16 protein-coding genes are annotated in these 14,350 nt (G+C 57.5%); 14 read left to right on the top strand and 2 right to left on the bottom strand.

From position 1 onward, the window contains the following. Positions 1–67 precede the first annotated feature (67 nt). The 7 genes from WCY31_RS11680 (at position 68) to nhaA (ending at position 7,370) form a co-directional block, all read left to right on the top strand. Positions 68–442 (top strand): (2Fe-2S) ferredoxin domain-containing protein, encoded by a 375-nt coding sequence (locus WCY31_RS11680; RefSeq protein WP_345969965.1) that lies wholly within the window; start codon positions 68–70, stop codon positions 440–442. Between the two features lie 7 nt (positions 443–449). Beyond that, positions 450–815 (top strand): aspartate 1-decarboxylase, encoded by a 366-nt coding sequence (panD, locus tag WCY31_RS11675; protein WP_231019297.1) that lies wholly within the window; start codon positions 450–452, stop codon positions 813–815. Next, positions 815–1,129: a YbaB/EbfC family nucleoid-associated protein gene (locus WCY31_RS11670; RefSeq protein ID WP_345972512.1), complete on the top strand. Its 315-nt coding sequence runs from the start codon at positions 815–817 to the stop codon at positions 1,127–1,129. The genes panD and WCY31_RS11670 overlap by 1 nt, the downstream gene beginning before the upstream one ends. Before the next feature lie 66 nt (positions 1,130–1,195). After that, positions 1,196–2,041, top strand: a complete 846-nt coding sequence (locus WCY31_RS11665) for a polyprenyl synthetase family protein (protein WP_345972510.1) — start codon at positions 1,196–1,198, stop codon at positions 2,039–2,041. Between the two features lie 191 nt (positions 2,042–2,232). Next, the gene (gene tkt / locus WCY31_RS11660) at positions 2,233–4,155 is read left to right on the top strand and encodes a transketolase (RefSeq protein WP_345972509.1); all 1,923 of its coding nucleotides are present in this window, start codon (positions 2,233–2,235) and stop codon (positions 4,153–4,155) included. Between the two features lie 82 nt (positions 4,156–4,237). Continuing rightward, positions 4,238–6,190, top strand: coding sequence for a sensor histidine kinase (locus tag WCY31_RS11655; RefSeq protein WP_345969961.1), 1,953 nt, complete (start codon positions 4,238–4,240; stop codon positions 6,188–6,190). Next, positions 6,177–7,370 (top strand): Na+/H+ antiporter NhaA, encoded by a 1,194-nt coding sequence (nhaA, locus tag WCY31_RS11650; RefSeq protein WP_345972508.1) that lies wholly within the window; start codon positions 6,177–6,179, stop codon positions 7,368–7,370. Before WCY31_RS11655 ends, nhaA begins: the two co-directional genes overlap by 14 nt. Positions 7,371–7,375: 5 nt before the next feature. Here the strand turns inward: nhaA and WCY31_RS11645 are convergent, their stop codons facing one another. Beyond that, positions 7,376–8,602: a molybdopterin-binding protein gene (locus WCY31_RS11645; RefSeq protein ID WP_345972506.1), complete on the bottom strand. Its 1,227-nt coding sequence runs from the start codon at positions 8,600–8,602 to the stop codon at positions 7,376–7,378. Positions 8,603–8,655: 53 nt separating this feature from the next. Here WCY31_RS11645 and WCY31_RS11640 point away from each other — a divergent pair, with 53 nt between their 5' ends. Together WCY31_RS11640 and WCY31_RS11635 are read left to right on the top strand one after the other, a co-directional pair. After that, positions 8,656–9,066 (top strand): hypothetical protein, encoded by a 411-nt coding sequence (locus WCY31_RS11640; RefSeq protein ID WP_345969958.1) that lies wholly within the window; start codon positions 8,656–8,658, stop codon positions 9,064–9,066. Beyond that, complete coding sequence (locus WCY31_RS11635) at positions 9,063–9,734, top strand: 16S rRNA (uracil(1498)-N(3))-methyltransferase (protein ID WP_345972505.1); 672 nt, start codon at positions 9,063–9,065, stop codon at positions 9,732–9,734. The genes WCY31_RS11640 and WCY31_RS11635 overlap by 4 nt, the downstream gene beginning before the upstream one ends. A 12-nt stretch (positions 9,735–9,746) precedes the next feature. Here the strand turns inward: WCY31_RS11635 and WCY31_RS11630 are convergent, their stop codons facing one another. After that, the gene (locus tag WCY31_RS11630; RefSeq protein WP_345969956.1) at positions 9,747–10,541 is read right to left on the bottom strand and encodes a hypothetical protein; all 795 of its coding nucleotides are present in this window, start codon (positions 10,539–10,541) and stop codon (positions 9,747–9,749) included. Positions 10,542–10,759: 218 nt separating this feature from the next. On the opposite strand from WCY31_RS11630, the gene rpmE reads away from it, so the two are divergent. The 5 genes from rpmE (at position 10,760) to WCY31_RS11605 (ending at position 14,328) form a co-directional block, all read left to right on the top strand. Beyond that, positions 10,760–10,960 (top strand): 50S ribosomal protein L31, encoded by a 201-nt coding sequence (gene rpmE, locus WCY31_RS11625; protein ID WP_231019284.1) that lies wholly within the window; start codon positions 10,760–10,762, stop codon positions 10,958–10,960. Positions 10,961–11,085: 125 nt separating this feature from the next. After that, on the top strand, positions 11,086–11,904 hold the full coding sequence (rsmI, locus tag WCY31_RS11620; RefSeq protein ID WP_345969955.1) for a 16S rRNA (cytidine(1402)-2'-O)-methyltransferase: 819 nt from the start codon (positions 11,086–11,088) through the stop codon (positions 11,902–11,904). Between the two features lie 74 nt (positions 11,905–11,978). Further along, positions 11,979–12,662: an RNA methyltransferase gene (locus WCY31_RS11615; RefSeq protein WP_345969954.1), complete on the top strand. Its 684-nt coding sequence runs from the start codon at positions 11,979–11,981 to the stop codon at positions 12,660–12,662. Continuing rightward, positions 12,659–13,522 carry a hypothetical protein gene (locus tag WCY31_RS11610; RefSeq protein WP_345972503.1) on the top strand — a complete coding sequence of 288 codons (864 nt, stop codon included), beginning with the start codon at positions 12,659–12,661 and terminating at the stop codon, positions 13,520–13,522. Before WCY31_RS11615 ends, WCY31_RS11610 begins: the two co-directional genes overlap by 4 nt. After that, complete coding sequence (locus WCY31_RS11605; protein ID WP_345969952.1) at positions 13,516–14,328, top strand: hypothetical protein; 813 nt, start codon at positions 13,516–13,518, stop codon at positions 14,326–14,328. Before WCY31_RS11610 ends, WCY31_RS11605 begins: the two co-directional genes overlap by 7 nt. The last annotated feature ends 22 nt before the right edge of the window (positions 14,329–14,350 follow it).

The following is a 14,350-nucleotide window of genomic DNA, read 5'->3' as shown; positions in this document are numbered from 1 at the left end:
TCGGCCGGCTTGACCGTTGGCTATAATACGCGAGTTTTTTCAAATTCTATTCGAAACGGAGAATACCATGGGTGTACCACAGCCGGCTTTTTATATTTTCAAATGCGAGCAATCCTCTCCCCCGGGAATGCCGAAACCGTCATGCGTGAACCCGCAGACACAGGACCTTTTCCAGCATTTAGCAGGGACTTTGATGCAAAAGGGTATAATTGCGACTGTACAACCGGTACGTACAGCGTGTCTGAACCGCTGTAATGCCGGGCCGGTCATGCTGGTCGAACCGGGACACTTTATGTATTACGGTTTGACCAAAGACAAGATCGACCGCATCATCGATGAACACATCATCGGAGGGACGCCGGTCGCAGAATACATTATTCCGGACGAACTGTGGGACGCACCGATCTCGCCGGAAGCAATGCAGCAGCAGATGGGAAGATAAAACATACATGACGATCGAAATGCTTTACAGCAAAATTCACCGTGCCACCGTCACGGATGCGAACCTCAACTACGTCGGTTCCATCACGATTGACGAGGAACTCCTTGAGGCCTCCGCCATGCGGGTCGGCCAGAAAGTGGAGATCCTCAATATCAACAACGGTGAGCGTTTCTCAACCTACATTATCCTCGGTGAACGCGGCAAACGCGACATCTGCCTCAACGGGGCGGCGGCGCGCAAGGTGCACAAAGGGGATAAGGTCATCATCGTCGCCTATGCGACGTATGAAGAGCGTGAGTTGGAAACCTACAAGCCGACTGTCGTCCTCGTTGACGACGACAACGGCATCACGGATGTACTGCACGAGATCTAATGTTTGACAAAATGAACTTCGGCGAGATGGGCAAAATGCTCGAAGAGATGCAGGCGAAGGCCGCCGAATTCGAAGCGGAACTTGCCGAACGTACCTTCACCGTCAAAACGGGCGGGGGCATGGTACGGCTCGAGATGAACGGCAAGGGCGAAGCCGTCGACCTTGAGATCGACGATTCGCTGCTCGAGGACAAAGCCTCGCTGCAGATCCTGCTAATCGCGGCGATCAACGACGCGGTCAAGATGGTCGAAGACAACAAAAAACACTCCGCTATGGGGATGCTCGGCGGCATAAACCCCTATGCCGGCAACTGACCCGGCATAACCTCCCTTTGTATAAAATCATGTTACCATTTCGCTATTAAACCGCACGGAAGACGTATGGAAGAGTTTGAACGCTTTTTACAGGACAATCTGCCCCGCGCGGAGAGTTTTCACCCCCACTATGACACCGCCCTCTCGCTGATGCTGACCGCCGGAGGCAAGCGCTTCCGCCCGGCGCTGCTGCTGGGGGTGGTGCGCTCGTTCAACCCGCTGCTGATCGATGCGGCCAACCATGCGGCGCTGGCCATCGAGATGCTGCACACCTATTCGCTGATCCACGACGACCTGCCGGCGATGGACGACGCGGACCTGCGCCGCGGTTTCCCGACCCTGCATACCCGCTATGACGAGGTGACGGCGATCCTCGTCGGCGACGCCCTCAACACCCATGCGTTCGAAGTGCTTTCCGAGGCGCCTTTTTCGGACCGGACACGGGTGAAACTGATCAACCTGCTCGCCAAGAACGGCGGCAGCGACGGGATGGTGCTCGGGCAGGCGATCGACTGCACCTTCGAGCATACGAAGCTCGCCCTGGATGAGGTGAAGTTCCTGCATACGAACAAAACGGCGAAGCTGATCGCGTGCGCCCTGCAGATGGGAGCGGTCATTGCCGGCCAGAAGGCGCTCGAAGCGCCGCTGTACGGTTTCGGGATCGACCTGGGACTGCTCTTCCAGATCCAGGACGACATCCTCGACGTGACCCAAACGAGCGAAGAGGCGGGCAAAACGACGAACAACGACGAGGCGAAGAACAGCTTCGTGACCCTCCTGGGCCTTGACGGCGCCATGGCGGAGGCCGACAAGCTGGCCGACGACCTGACCGAACGGCTCAAAAGCTTCGATGAGCGTTTGTATAACGAACTCTCACCGATGCTTTTGCATTACATCAATCGGCATAAGTGACATATGCAAAGTGAGCGCGGTTTATCTGCGCGAGGGCCGCTGCCGAAGCGGACACAGCGTCAGCGTGGTTGCCGGGGCTTTCAAGGAAACATCGCTTTGCGAGCGGTACCCTTGTTTCGCTTCGGTGACGTGTACAGTAGATTAACGTTGAGCTATATCAATCGACATAAATGAATTCAACAAGGATGACAATGAGCGACAATACGATGCGCGCCAAAATGGCGAATACGATCCGTTTCCTTGCGGCCGATATGGTCCAGAAGGCGAACTCCGGCCACCCGGGTGCCCCGATGGGTCTTGCGGACATCGCCGTCGTGCTTTCCGAGCACCTCAACCACAACCCCAAGAACCCGAAGTGGCTCAACCGTGACCGCCTCGTCTTCTCCGGCGGCCATGCGACGGGCCTGATCTATTCGCTCTATTACCTCTGGGGATACGGGCTCGAGATCGAGGACCTTAAACAGTTCCGCCAGCTTGATTCCAAAACGCCGGGCCACCCGGAGTACGGCCATACGGAGGGGATCGAGATCACGACCGGCCCTCTGGGGCAGGGTGTCGCGAACGCCGTCGGTTTCGCGATGGCCTCCAAATACGTCGGCGCGCAGGTGAACTCCGAGACGGCCAAAGTGATTGACCACCATGTCTACTGTCTCTGCGGCGACGGTGACCTGGAAGAGGGGATCAGCTACGAGGCGTGTTCCATCGCAGGCCACAACCAGCTCGATAACCTGATCCTCATCTACGACTCCAACCGTATCACGATCGAGGGTTCTACGGAGCTCAGCCTCAGCGAGAACGTCGCGCAGCGTTTCGAATCGCAGGGGTGGGATGTGCTTGAAGTGGACGGGCACGACTACGAGGCGATCGATGCGGTGATCACCGAGGCGAAAACGCGCACGAAGCCTGTGCTCGTCATTGCCGATACGACGATCGCCAAAGGGGCGTGTGAGATGGAAGGCTCCCACCACTCCCACGGCGCGCCACTGGGCGAGGAGATTATCTGCGAGGCGAAAACGAACTGCGGATTCAACCCCAATGAAGCCTTCCAGGTCGACGAAGACGTTCTGGCCCGTTTCCGTTGTGCCGTCGAAGCAGGCGACCTGGCCGAGCGCGAGTGGAAACACCGCCTCGCGACTCTGCCGCTGGTCGAGCAGAACGAAGCGCTGAGCGCCCTGAGCAACCCTGACTTTACCCGCATCCAGTGGCCCGAATTCGACAAGGCCGACGCAACGCGCAGCACGAACGGGAAGATCCTCAATGCCGTGGCAAAGGCGATCCCCGGTTTCCTCGGCGGTTCGGCGGACCTCGGACCGTCCAACAAGACGGAGCTCAAAGACCTCGGCGAGTTCCCCCGCGGCAAGAACATTCACTTCGGTATCCGCGAACACGCGATGGGAGCGATCACGAACGCGATGGCGCTCTACGGCCCGCTGATGCCCTTCAGCGCGACCTTCTTCGTCTTCAGCGATTACATGAAGCCGGCGGCGCGTATCGCGGCGCTGAGCGGCATCCAGCAGTTCTTTATCTGGACCCACGACAGCATCGGCGTCGGCGAAGACGGCCCGACCCACCAGCCGATCGAACACCTGGGACAGTTCCGCGCGCTGCCAAACTTCTATGTCTGGCGCCCGGCGGACGGCAACGAGAACGTCGAGGCCTGGAAGTGGGCGTTGGCCAAAACGGACGCGCCGTCCGCCTTCGTCTGTTCACGTCAGAACCTTCCGCTGCTCGACGCCCCGGCAAAGGGGAGCGCGGCGCAGGGCGGTTACCTGCTGAGCGAGGAGGCCGATGCGACGATGACGCTGATGGCGTCAGGTTCGGAAGTCGGGCTGGCCGTTGAGGTCAAAGCGCAACTGGCGGCGAAGGGTGTCAAAGCCAACGTGGTCAGCGTCCCGTGTTTCGACCTTCTCCTCGAGCAGGATGCCGCCTATATCGACGGTATCATCAAGCCGGGGACGAAGCGCGTTGCCATCGAAGCGGCCCGGGGCATGGAGTGGTACCGCTTCGCCGATACGGTGATCGGCATGGACTCTTTCGGCGCCAGCGCACCGGCCGGCGAACTTTTCAAGAAGTTCGGCTTTACCGCAGACGCGGTCACCGCGCAGCTCTCATAACTTCCGGCGCCTGCGGGCGCTTTACCCCCCTTTTTAACATTTCGTCTTATAATAACCCCTATTATCACGTGGGAAGGGACGCATGCTCCGTACAATCTTCATCGCATTGCTGCTGTCGTTGCATGCCGTTGCAGGCGGTATCGTATTGGATGCCTCGCAGCGCGGCGCGATCAATATTGTTCCCCACAGCACGTACCTGATCGAAACCAACACGTCGTTTTCGCCCGAAACGATCCTGAAGCAGACGGCGCGGTTCAAACCGGCAGGGAACGCCATCTACAACTTCGGTTTCGTCGAGAAGCCCATCTGGATACAGTTCGCGCTCACCCGTCCCGTGGAGGACCAAACCGAGTGGATCCTCAGCATCGGGAACTCCCACATTGACGAATATACCCTCTACCGCATTGATGCGGACGGCTTGACGCGGCTGAGCCGAGACGGCGATACGGTCAATGCGCCGCGCGCCTATGCCAGCCGTTTGTTCTGGGAAAAACTGCCCCTAACGGAGGGAACGACCTCCTACCTTCTTCAGGTCAAGACACAGGGGGCCCTGCAGATTCCCCTGACGGTTGAGCAGCTTTCGGGAGCGTATCGGGACGAGTCCTTTTCCAACCTGCTTTTCGGGCTCTTTTACGGGGTCATGCTGCTGCTGCTTGTCTACAACATGGTGCTGTACATCTTCGTCCGCGAGATCCACTATTTTAACTATCTCGCCTTTTTGGCCAGTTACATGCTCTTCCAGCTCAATTTCGACGGATTGGGGCCGGAGTGGCTCTGGCCGGGCAATGTCTGGATGGCGAACAGCGGCCTGGCATTTTTCATCTTTTTCTCGGCGATGTTCGGGTTCCGCTTCGCCCGCTACTTCCTGGTGCTGAAACGTTATGCCCCGCAGGCGGAACGCATTATCGCGTTTGCGGAGTTCCTCTCCTTCCTGGGGGTGCTCTCCGTCTTGCTGCTCGATTACCACACGGCGGTTACGGCGGCGGCGGTGTGGAGCGCGATCATTCCCTGGGTGTTGATCTACGCCGGGATTAAAGTACTTCCCAACTACCACGCCGCCCGCTACTACCTCGCCGGCTGGATCGTGTTTCTGCTGGCGACCATCCTCGTCGCGCTGAACCAGCTCGGCGTGGTGCCGACGCACCCGGTGATGCTCTATACGCAGCAGGCCGGTTCGCTGATCCAGATGATCCTGCTCTCCTTCGCCCTGGCGGATCGCATCAATATGATGAAACATGAGCACCTGGCGAAACTGCGGGAGTTCAACGAACAGCTCCAGGCGAAGATCGCCCTCAAGGTCGATGAACTCCGCGAGAAGGACCGGATCATGATCCTGCAGTCGCGGCAGGCGGCTATGGGGGAGATGATCGAGAATATCGCCCACCAGTGGCGGCAGCCCCTCAACCAGCTCTCCCTGATCCAGAGCAATATCTTCTTTGAATACCAGTTGGGGAACCTCAGCGAGAAGAAGATGCAGACCTACCAGGAGCAGTCCGAGACGCTGATGGAGTATATGACGCATACGATTGACGATTTCCGCAACTTCTTCATGCCGAACCGGGCGCGGGAAAATTTCTGCATCTGCGGTGCCATCGAAAAGGTGCTGGAGCTCTTCAGACCGACATTGAACCGCTACAATATCGGCATCGATCTCAAATGCGACGGACGGCCGGGGGCACTGGGGCATGAGAATGAATTCTCCCAGGTGATGCTCAATCTTCTGAACAATGCGAAAGACGCTATGCTCGAACACGGGACGAAAAAGCCGCAGGTCACCATCCGCGTACAGACGGGCGGGACGATGATCATGGTGGCTGTCTGCGACAACGGGGGCGGGGTGGCAGATGATATCATCGACCGCGTCTTCGATCCCTACTTCACGACAAAGTTCAAGTCCCAGGGAACGGGGATAGGGCTCTACATGGTCAAGACGATTATGGAGAAGAGCATGAACGGGGGCGTCAGCGTCCAGAACCGCGGTGCCGGAGCTTGCTTTATACTCGAACTGCCGCAAAAGGAGCATGATGCGAAATGAGACACTGCTTCAGTTTTTGAAGCGCGAATCCGCGATCGGCGTGCTGCTGATCGTTTCGACGGTGATGGCGCTGGCGATGGCCAACTCCCCGCTGCACAGTTTTTACAGCTATTTTCTCAGTATCCCCGTCGTGATCAGTTTCGACGAATTCGCGATCGCCAAGCCGCTGCTGCTCTGGATCAACGACGGTCTGATGGCGGTCTTCTTTTTCATGGTGGGACTCGAGATCAAACGCGAGGTGCTGGAGGGGAGTCTACAGGAACGCTCCAAGGTCGCGCTGCCGGCCTTCGCCGCCCTCGGCGGGATGCTTGTCCCAGCCCTGATCTACGGCATGTTGAATGCCGGCGATGAAGGGGCGATGAAGGGGTGGGCGATTCCGATGGCGACGGACATCGCGTTTGCCCTGGGGATCTTGTCGCTGCTGGGCAGCCGGGTACCGCCGGCACTGAAGGTCTTTTTGCTGGCCCTGGCGATTATCGACGACCTTGGGGCTATCATCGTGATCGCGCTCTTTTACGGGCACGGACTCTCCCTGGCCGCACTCGGCACCGCGATGACGATGGCGCTGATCCTGCTGTTTATGAACCTCCGCGGTGTGACGAACAATACGTTTTACATTCTGATCGGGCTGATCATGTGGGCCGCCGTGCTGAAATCAGGGGTGCATGCCACCATTGCGGGGGTCGTGCTGGGGCTGCTGATCCCCCTGCGCGGCAACCGGGAGAGTTTCCACGATCTGGAGCACTCCCTGCATGCGCCGGTCAATTACATCATCCTTCCCCTTTTCGCGTTCGTCAACACGGGGGTCAGTTTCGGCAGCGTTTCCGCAAGCGACTTTGCGCACTCCGTCACCGTCGGTATTGCGGCGGGGCTCTTTTTCGGCAAAAGCATCGGCATCTTTCTCTTCAGCCGTCTGGCCGTGGCGCTGCGGCTTGGTAAACTCCCCGAGGGGGTGACGAACGCACAGCTTTTCGGAGTCGCCATTCTCGGCGGGATCGGTTTCACGATGAGTCTTTTTATCGGTTCGCTGGCGTTCGAATGCAGCGAAGGGGTCTGCTTTTCGCTGGTCGACGAGCGGATCGGGATTTTGATGGGGTCGCTGGTTTCGGGCGTCGTGGGGGCGCTTTACCTGTCGGCGGTTTTGAAAAAGACGAAGCGGGAGGAGACGCGGGAGGGCTGAAGTGATTACGCCTCCGACGTACTCACCAGGGAGACGGCGCTGCCGCTCCGCCAGACGAAGCGTGTCGGGATAAAGCGTACCTCGGCCTCTTGGGCGACGGCACTGCAGGCTTCGTCAAGCATGATAAAGCCGTTCGAGAGGGCCAGGGGCGTGATCATCCCCGGTGCGAACTTCTCGCAGACGGTGAAGTGGTTTCCGTCATAATAGCCCGGCAGCAGCGTCCGGCGGCCCGGGCGGACGTTGTAGGCGTGTTTCATCCTGGCCGTGATGCTGTTGTGGAAGGGGGCGTTTGTCCCGCTGAGCGAGGCGATCAGGGCCTGTCCGAACAGTTCAAAACAGAGTGCGGCCGCCATCGGGTTACCCGGCAGGTTGAGCACCAGCGTGTCGCCGATGGTGCCGACCGTCGTCGGTTTCCCCGGCTTGAGGTCGACCTTTTCAAAAAGCGGTATGAAGCTGAAGTGGGTGAACGCCTCCTTGGTGTAGTCCGCGTCCCCGACACTGACGCCGCCGCTGGTAATGATGAGGTCACTCTGCAAAGCACTGTCGATATGTTCGAGCAGGGCGTCGAGCGTATCGGCCGCCGTCCCGACGAAATGGACGTCGCACTCCAGCTCCGCCGCCCGGGCCGCAAAGGTCGGGGAGTTGGTGTTGTAGAGCTGGTAGGGGGCGACCTGCTCGTGATGCATCTTCAATTCACTCCCCGAGGCGAAAATGGCGACCCTCGGACGGTGGTAGACGCAGACGTGGGTGATCCCCTGGGATGCAAGCAGGGTGATGTGGTAGGCCGAGAGGGTATCGCCCGTTGTTAGCAGTGTGTCGTCGGTCTGGATATCCTCGCCGCAGAGCCGGATGTGCTGGCCCGCTCTCAAAGGCGAGGGGAGGGTGACGTGTTCGCCTTCGACGGTGACCTCCTCGATGGGGACGATGCACTCGGTTCCTTCGGGAATACGCGCCCCGGTCATAATCCGTGCGGCCTGGCCCTCCGCGATACGGATCTGTTCCCGGTCTCCCGCAAAGATCGTATGCTCGGCGAGCACGCGTTTGCCCGCATCGGAGCAGATAACGGCGTACCCGTCCATGGCGGAGTTGTCGAAGGGTGGAAGGTTGTAGCGGGCCGTGACGTCCTGGGCCAGCACCCGACCGATGGCCTCCTCGATGGGAATGAATTCGCGGCGCAGCTTCGGACGGTGGGCGTGAATGCGCGCGAGGGCTTCTTCGACGGTAACGGGCATGGATAGACTCTTTTTTGGTTCGATTATAGATAAAGTGGGGTAAAATCCGGATTATGGAAACAATGTACAGCATGAGTCTGCAGCTTCATTTCGGGTTTGTCCTGGTGTGGCTCGGCATAATCGTCTTCAACGCCGCCATGCTCCAGTTCGCGGTGCAGGCCCCTGATTACGTCCGGCGTGCACGGATCGTCATGCCTTTTTCGGTGATGGCGATCGCGGCGATGGCGTTCACCGGTGTCGTCATGATGGCGGCGAAGCATCTGGCTTTCAGCCTCGAGAACATCGCGATGATCATGATCACCGTCGTTCTGATCGTGCTCGAAGCACGTCGTTACAAAACCGTCCGGCGGCTGCGGACGAAACTGCCCGAGGCGCTCTTACTCTACCGGCCATTCGCCCTGAAGCTGCTGGGGGCGGAGTTCGTCCTGACGATGCTGATGACGCTCTGGATGTCCCTTCTGTGAGATTCCTCTTCCACGACGAGGCGGGGGCGAGGCAGCTCACCCTCAAGGGGGAGGCCTACAAATACATTGTCAAAGTCAGACGCCACGGCATCGGCGACAGCGTTGCTCTGCGCCACCCCGAAAAGAGCGGGACGCTGTACACCTACCGTCTCGAACAGAGCGACGGCCGGCGGGCGGAGCTGCTGCTGGTATCGAAAGCGTCCCGTGTGATTGCGGCGGCGCGTCCGCTGCATATCGGATGGTGTACTATCGACCCGAAATCCGTCGAGAAGGTGTTGCCGCAGCTCAACGAGATGGGGGTGGGGAAGATTACCTTTATCGCCTGCGACCGCAGCCAGCGGCAGTTCCGGCCCGATTTCGAGCGCTTAAACCGCATCCTTGAGGCTTCCATGCAGCAGTGCGGACGCAGCGAGTGGATGGCGCTGGAGACGACGGATTCGCTCGAAAGTTTCATAGCGGCGAACCCCCAGACGGCCGTCATGGATTTCACCGAAGAGCGACTGGTGGATACGGCGGGCATTGATACGGTGCTGATCGGCTGCGAAGGGGGCTTCAGCGAGGCGGAACGGGCCCTGCTGGCGTCATGCCGGACACTCCGTTTTGATACGCCGTTCATCCTCCGTTCGGAGAGCGCCGCCGTCGCCGTGGCGGCCAAGGTCCTGCTTTAAGGGGGGAACCCCCTAGATGTAACAGGCCCCCATATAGTTGTACTTTTGCGGCAGTTCATTGTAGCCGCTTCCCTGAAGCAGATGCATTTTGGTCAGCATAACCGGTATCAGTTGTGTTAAAAAGTCCCGCAATATTGTCTGAACCTGCCCGAGTTCACCGGAGCTCAGCGGAAGATTTTTGTCCCGCCACAAGGGTGAAGAAGCGACCTCCGAATATTTGACACAGCCTGAAATGGCATCGGGGTCCTGGTTGTTATCGGTGATTCTGACCGCTTCCAGTGTTTTGGTGTCATAGAGCCCGAAGTTAAGCCCGTCGAGCAGGAACAGATCATTCTCTTTAAATCGTAGAATCTGTCTGACTCTGAAATTTGGGTTCATCCAGCCTTTGATGATCAGCACGTAATCAATCTTCTTCTGCAACAGGGTCTTTTGAATCTTCTCCATGAGCATATCGGCGTTGATGAAGTACCCTTTTTCGGCCACGATCGATTTGCGCTTTGCCATGTCCAATATCTTGCCCTTGGAGAGATGCAGGTCAACGACCGTCATCGGGGAGTACAGATCGATTTTCTTTGCGACGTTCTTATAGACGAGGTCATAGAGGTCCCAGGATGAAATGTCATATTCAAAGGAGGTGTTCTCGAAAACCGTTACCCCGAAATACTCGGACACAAGCGTTTCCTCAAAAAGGGGGATAACGGCAAGACGCGTCTGCTTCACGAGTTTCTCACGCGGGACGGGTTTGGTAAAACATCCTGTCAGGATAACGGAGAGGAGGAACATCAATGCAAAGGCGACAAATTTCACGTGGTTACCTCTATGGAGTGATATCTATCACAATAATACCTGATAAAACTATTTTTTAACTAAAAAATACATATTTTACAATTATAAGGGCGCGCGTATGGAGCGGGACTTGAAGCGTCCGGCTTTATTCGGTATAATTGCGGTCTTAAAATCCGCACCCGTACGGATTTAAAAAATATACCGATATACGTACAGAGCGTGTATCAAAAGGCTTTAAGATGAAAAAAGGGATTCACCCGGAATACATGGCTTGCACGGTCACTTGCGCCTGCGGCAACACATTTGAGACAAAAAGCACGAAAGATGCGATGCGTATCGACATCTGTAACGAGTGCCACCCGTTCTTCACCGGTTCCGAGCGCCAGGTAGACACTGCCGGACGTATCGAGAAGTTCAAGCAGCGTTACAATATGAAATAAAACGTTGCAGGCGTCAACGCCTTGCAACGTCAGCGGGTCCGCTGGCACAGCAGGCCCCGTACCCCGGAGGGAACTTCCTTCGGGCGCTTTTCCCTCTTTTGTTTACCTGATAAAGGTCCTTGAATATGCTTACCCTTGTTCCCACACCGATCGGAAATATTGCTGACATTTCACTGCGTGCGATGGATGCGCTGGTCACTGCGGACGTCTTGCTCTGCGAAGATACCCGTGTCACGAAGAAGCTGCTGCACCTGCTCAAAGAGCGTTACGGCAAGGAGGCAGGAAAAGAACAGTCGTTCATATCCGTCCACTCCCACAGCGAGCACCGTTTTCTTGAGAAAACCGACCCGTCGTTTTTTGAACAGAACGTTGTGTATGCCAGCGATGCGGGGATGCCGGGGGTGAGCGACCCGGGGCAGATGCTGGTGCGCTACTGCATTGACCACGGCATCGCCTATGACGTGCTCCCGGGGGCCAATGCCGTCTTGACGGCATTCGCCGCCAGCGGTTTTGCCGAAACGCAGATGCTCTTTTTCGGCTTTCTCCCCCACAAAGGCAGCGACAGGTCCGGGGCGCTCGCGCGGGCGCTCTACAACGGCTATACGACGGTCCTGTACGAATCCCCGCACCGTTTGGAAAAGCTTTTGAACGAAATCGCCGACACTGAGCCGTCGCGCCGGATTTTTGCCGCCAAAGAGTTGACGAAAATGCATCAGCGCTACCTGCACGGGACGGCGGCGGAACTCCTCGAAACCCTTGGCGGTCACTACAAAGGGGAGTGGGTCGTCGTGATCGAGGCGGGGGAACTCCGTGACGCGACCTTTACGGAAAAAGAGATTCTTGCTCTTGACCTTCCGAAGAAAGCAGCGGCGAAGCTGATCGCGAAACTGACGGGTGAAACTCCCAAAAGCTGTTATCAAAGGTTACTGGATACCGGTAAATAACACACACTTTCCCGAAGCTAATTTCTGCGCAGATAACAATCCATTTCTAACAGAAAATTGGTTACAATCCATGCATGTTGATATATGGAAAGCAACCGGTTTACTATCTGATCTCCCGGCACCCCGAGAAGATCGAGACGCTTTATCTCGCCAAAGAGCTGGAGGCGAAAGAGTATAACCGTCTGATGCGTATGGGGTTTGCGGTGAAGCGCATCCCCCCGGATGCGGCGCAAAAGATGAGCCGCAGCGGCAACCATCAGGGCTTCCTGGCGGAAACGGCTGCATTGGAGCCGACGCCATTGAACACGCTGGCGGGAAAGGAGTTCGTTGTCGTGCTCTGCGGGATCACCGATGTCGGCAACATCGGTGCCATCGCCCGCAGTGCCTATGCCCTCGGTGCGGACGGCCTCGTCGTCACCGGGATCAAATCCCTCGCCCTGGAACCGGTCGTGCGCAGTTCGACCGGCGCGCTTTTCGACCTCCCCTTTAACGTGACCACGAACCTGTATGATGCTTTGACCGAACTCAAGAACAGAGGGCACCGTCTTTACGGCGCCGTTATGGAGGGCGAAGACGTGCGTACCCTTGCCTTTGAGGGCAAAAGGGCGCTGCTGCTTGGCAACGAGGGCGAGGGTATCCCGGCCCGGGCCGTCCGCCGGCTGGACCAGGGGGTGCGCATCGCCATGGCGCACGGGTTCGATTCGCTCAACGTCAGCGCGGCGGGTGCAATTTTAATGGAGAGGATGCGTACGGCATGAATACGGTATCGGTGATCGAAACGCTAAAACAGATCGGGATTGCCGATCTCAGCATGCGGACCCACATTTCGACCGACAATATGCAAAAGCTGTTGGAGGGGGATTTCGACGCTTTTTCGGCCATTCAGTTTAACGGGTTCGTCACAATCATCGAACGGGAGTTTGATGTTGACCTGACCGAGTGGCGGCAGCAGTTCGCCGCTTCCGGCCCAGCCCCATTGGAGCCTCTAGCGGCATCTGAAGAGGACCCTTTTGCCAACGTGGCCAAGTCCAAAAAACGTCATCGTCTGACGGTCGCGGCACTGGTCGCGGCACTGCTGGCCGTGATCGTCGTGACCTATCTTGTTCTCGGCACCGGCGGGAAAACGGAAAAGTTCGAACTGAACAATACGGCGATTGATCAGGCGCGGGCGACTATGGCCGCCATGAATACGACAACGGCGCCGAGTACGCTCGCCGAAGCCGATGCGATCCAGGAGGCGCACCAGAACATCGCGGCGGAGCCGAATGCCACCGTTGCGGAGGAGAATGCTTCAGTGGCAGCGGCGGAGGCGCTCCCGGTTGAAAGCAGCGTCTATGAAGACGTGATTCTTCGGCCTATCAGTACATCGATATGGCTTGGCGTCATTGACGCACAAACCCATAAGCGAAGCGTTTATACGACCGAAGAGCCCGTTCGGCTTGACGGAACGAAAGCGTGGCTGATCGTGACGGGCCACGGATACTTTTCCCTCGACTGCGGAGGGAAAGAGCTGCACTTTAAGCAAAGCGAGCGGGTCCTGCTGGAGTATAACGAGGGTGTATGCCGCGAGCTTGACGAAACGGAATTCAGGGCGCGCAACAAGGGACAGGTGTGGTAAAAAAGATCGTTTTTCTGCTGGGCATCGCCCTGTCGGCGTGGGCACAGACACCGCTGCTTGAGAAGGTGAGCTCGCTGATCGGAGAGCAGACGTACAGCCGGAACGAGGCCTTTGTCAAGATCATCTTCGCCGACCGCAGCCGCTTTGTGCAGGGGGATCGGATCGATGTCGTCAAAGTCGTGGATACCCTCAAGGAAAACGGCCTGCTTTCGCTCTTTTACAAGCGGCCCAAAACGCTGGAGCTGACCTTCGAAACGAACGGAAGCCCGCAGTTCTTTATGATGCTGATGAACGAGACGCTCCGGGGCATGGGGTATACCCACTACCTGACGGATTCGGCGATGCTGACCAACGCCGGCTACAGCTGGCGTATCAAGATGCAGTCCGAATACGCTACCGATCCGACCGCCCTGCAGCAGGCGCTGTCGCGCAGAGGGTGCGGCATCCTCGATATCGAACGCAACAGTGATACGCAGTGGCGCTATTTTATCGATATGAGTGCCGCGCATTTGGAACTGACACCGCTGGAAGTGGGAAAGAAGATCCGGATGAAGCGGCTGGTCTACCCGCGCTGGCTGGATGTTTCCAAAGCGGGCAGCCTCACCCTTTGGAGCCTGTCAGGAAATAACTGGTATCCTTACATTGCATTTTACGACGACGATTTGCGCCTGCTCAAGCTCTACAAAAGGGACAAGCGAACCCGGCAGATCACCATCAACCTTCCCCGAGGCTGCGCCTACGTGAAGATTGCGGATCTTTACAGCCGGAAGAACATGAATGCAGGCCTGAGTGTGAAAGCGCAATAGTCGCATTTAGGATAAAAAAACA

The organism is Sulfurimonas sp. HSL3-1 (genome assembly GCF_039645995.1).
Lineage (GTDB): Bacteria > Campylobacterota > Campylobacteria > Campylobacterales > Sulfurimonadaceae > Thiomicrolovo > Thiomicrolovo diazotrophicus.
The sequence above is the reverse complement of the archived record's forward strand: the minus strand, read 5'-3'. Positions and strand labels throughout refer to the sequence as shown.

Coding starts and splice junctions, on each gene's coding strand:
- WCY31_RS11680 (WP_345969965.1), top strand. CDS start 68: ATGGGTGTACCACAGCCGGCTTTTTATATTTTCAAATGCGAGCAATCC.
- panD (WP_231019297.1), top strand. CDS start 450: ATGACGATCGAAATGCTTTACAGCAAAATTCACCGTGCCACCGTCACG.
- WCY31_RS11670 (WP_345972512.1), top strand. CDS start 815: ATGTTTGACAAAATGAACTTCGGCGAGATGGGCAAAATGCTCGAAGAG.
- WCY31_RS11665 (WP_345972510.1), top strand. CDS start 1,196: ATGGAAGAGTTTGAACGCTTTTTACAGGACAATCTGCCCCGCGCGGAG.
- tkt (WP_345972509.1), top strand. CDS start 2,233: ATGAGCGACAATACGATGCGCGCCAAAATGGCGAATACGATCCGTTTC.
- WCY31_RS11655 (WP_345969961.1), top strand. CDS start 4,238: ATGCTCCGTACAATCTTCATCGCATTGCTGCTGTCGTTGCATGCCGTT.
- nhaA (WP_345972508.1), top strand. CDS start 6,177: ATGATGCGAAATGAGACACTGCTTCAGTTTTTGAAGCGCGAATCCGCG.
- WCY31_RS11645 (WP_345972506.1), bottom strand. CDS start 8,602: ATGCCCGTTACCGTCGAAGAAGCCCTCGCGCGCATTCACGCCCACCGT.
- WCY31_RS11640 (WP_345969958.1), top strand. CDS start 8,656: ATGGAAACAATGTACAGCATGAGTCTGCAGCTTCATTTCGGGTTTGTC.
- rpmE (WP_231019284.1), top strand. CDS start 10,760: ATGAAAAAAGGGATTCACCCGGAATACATGGCTTGCACGGTCACTTGC.
- rsmI (WP_345969955.1), top strand. CDS start 11,086: ATGCTTACCCTTGTTCCCACACCGATCGGAAATATTGCTGACATTTCA.
- WCY31_RS11615 (WP_345969954.1), top strand. CDS start 11,979: ATGTTGATATATGGAAAGCAACCGGTTTACTATCTGATCTCCCGGCAC.
- WCY31_RS11610 (WP_345972503.1), top strand. CDS start 12,659: ATGAATACGGTATCGGTGATCGAAACGCTAAAACAGATCGGGATTGCC.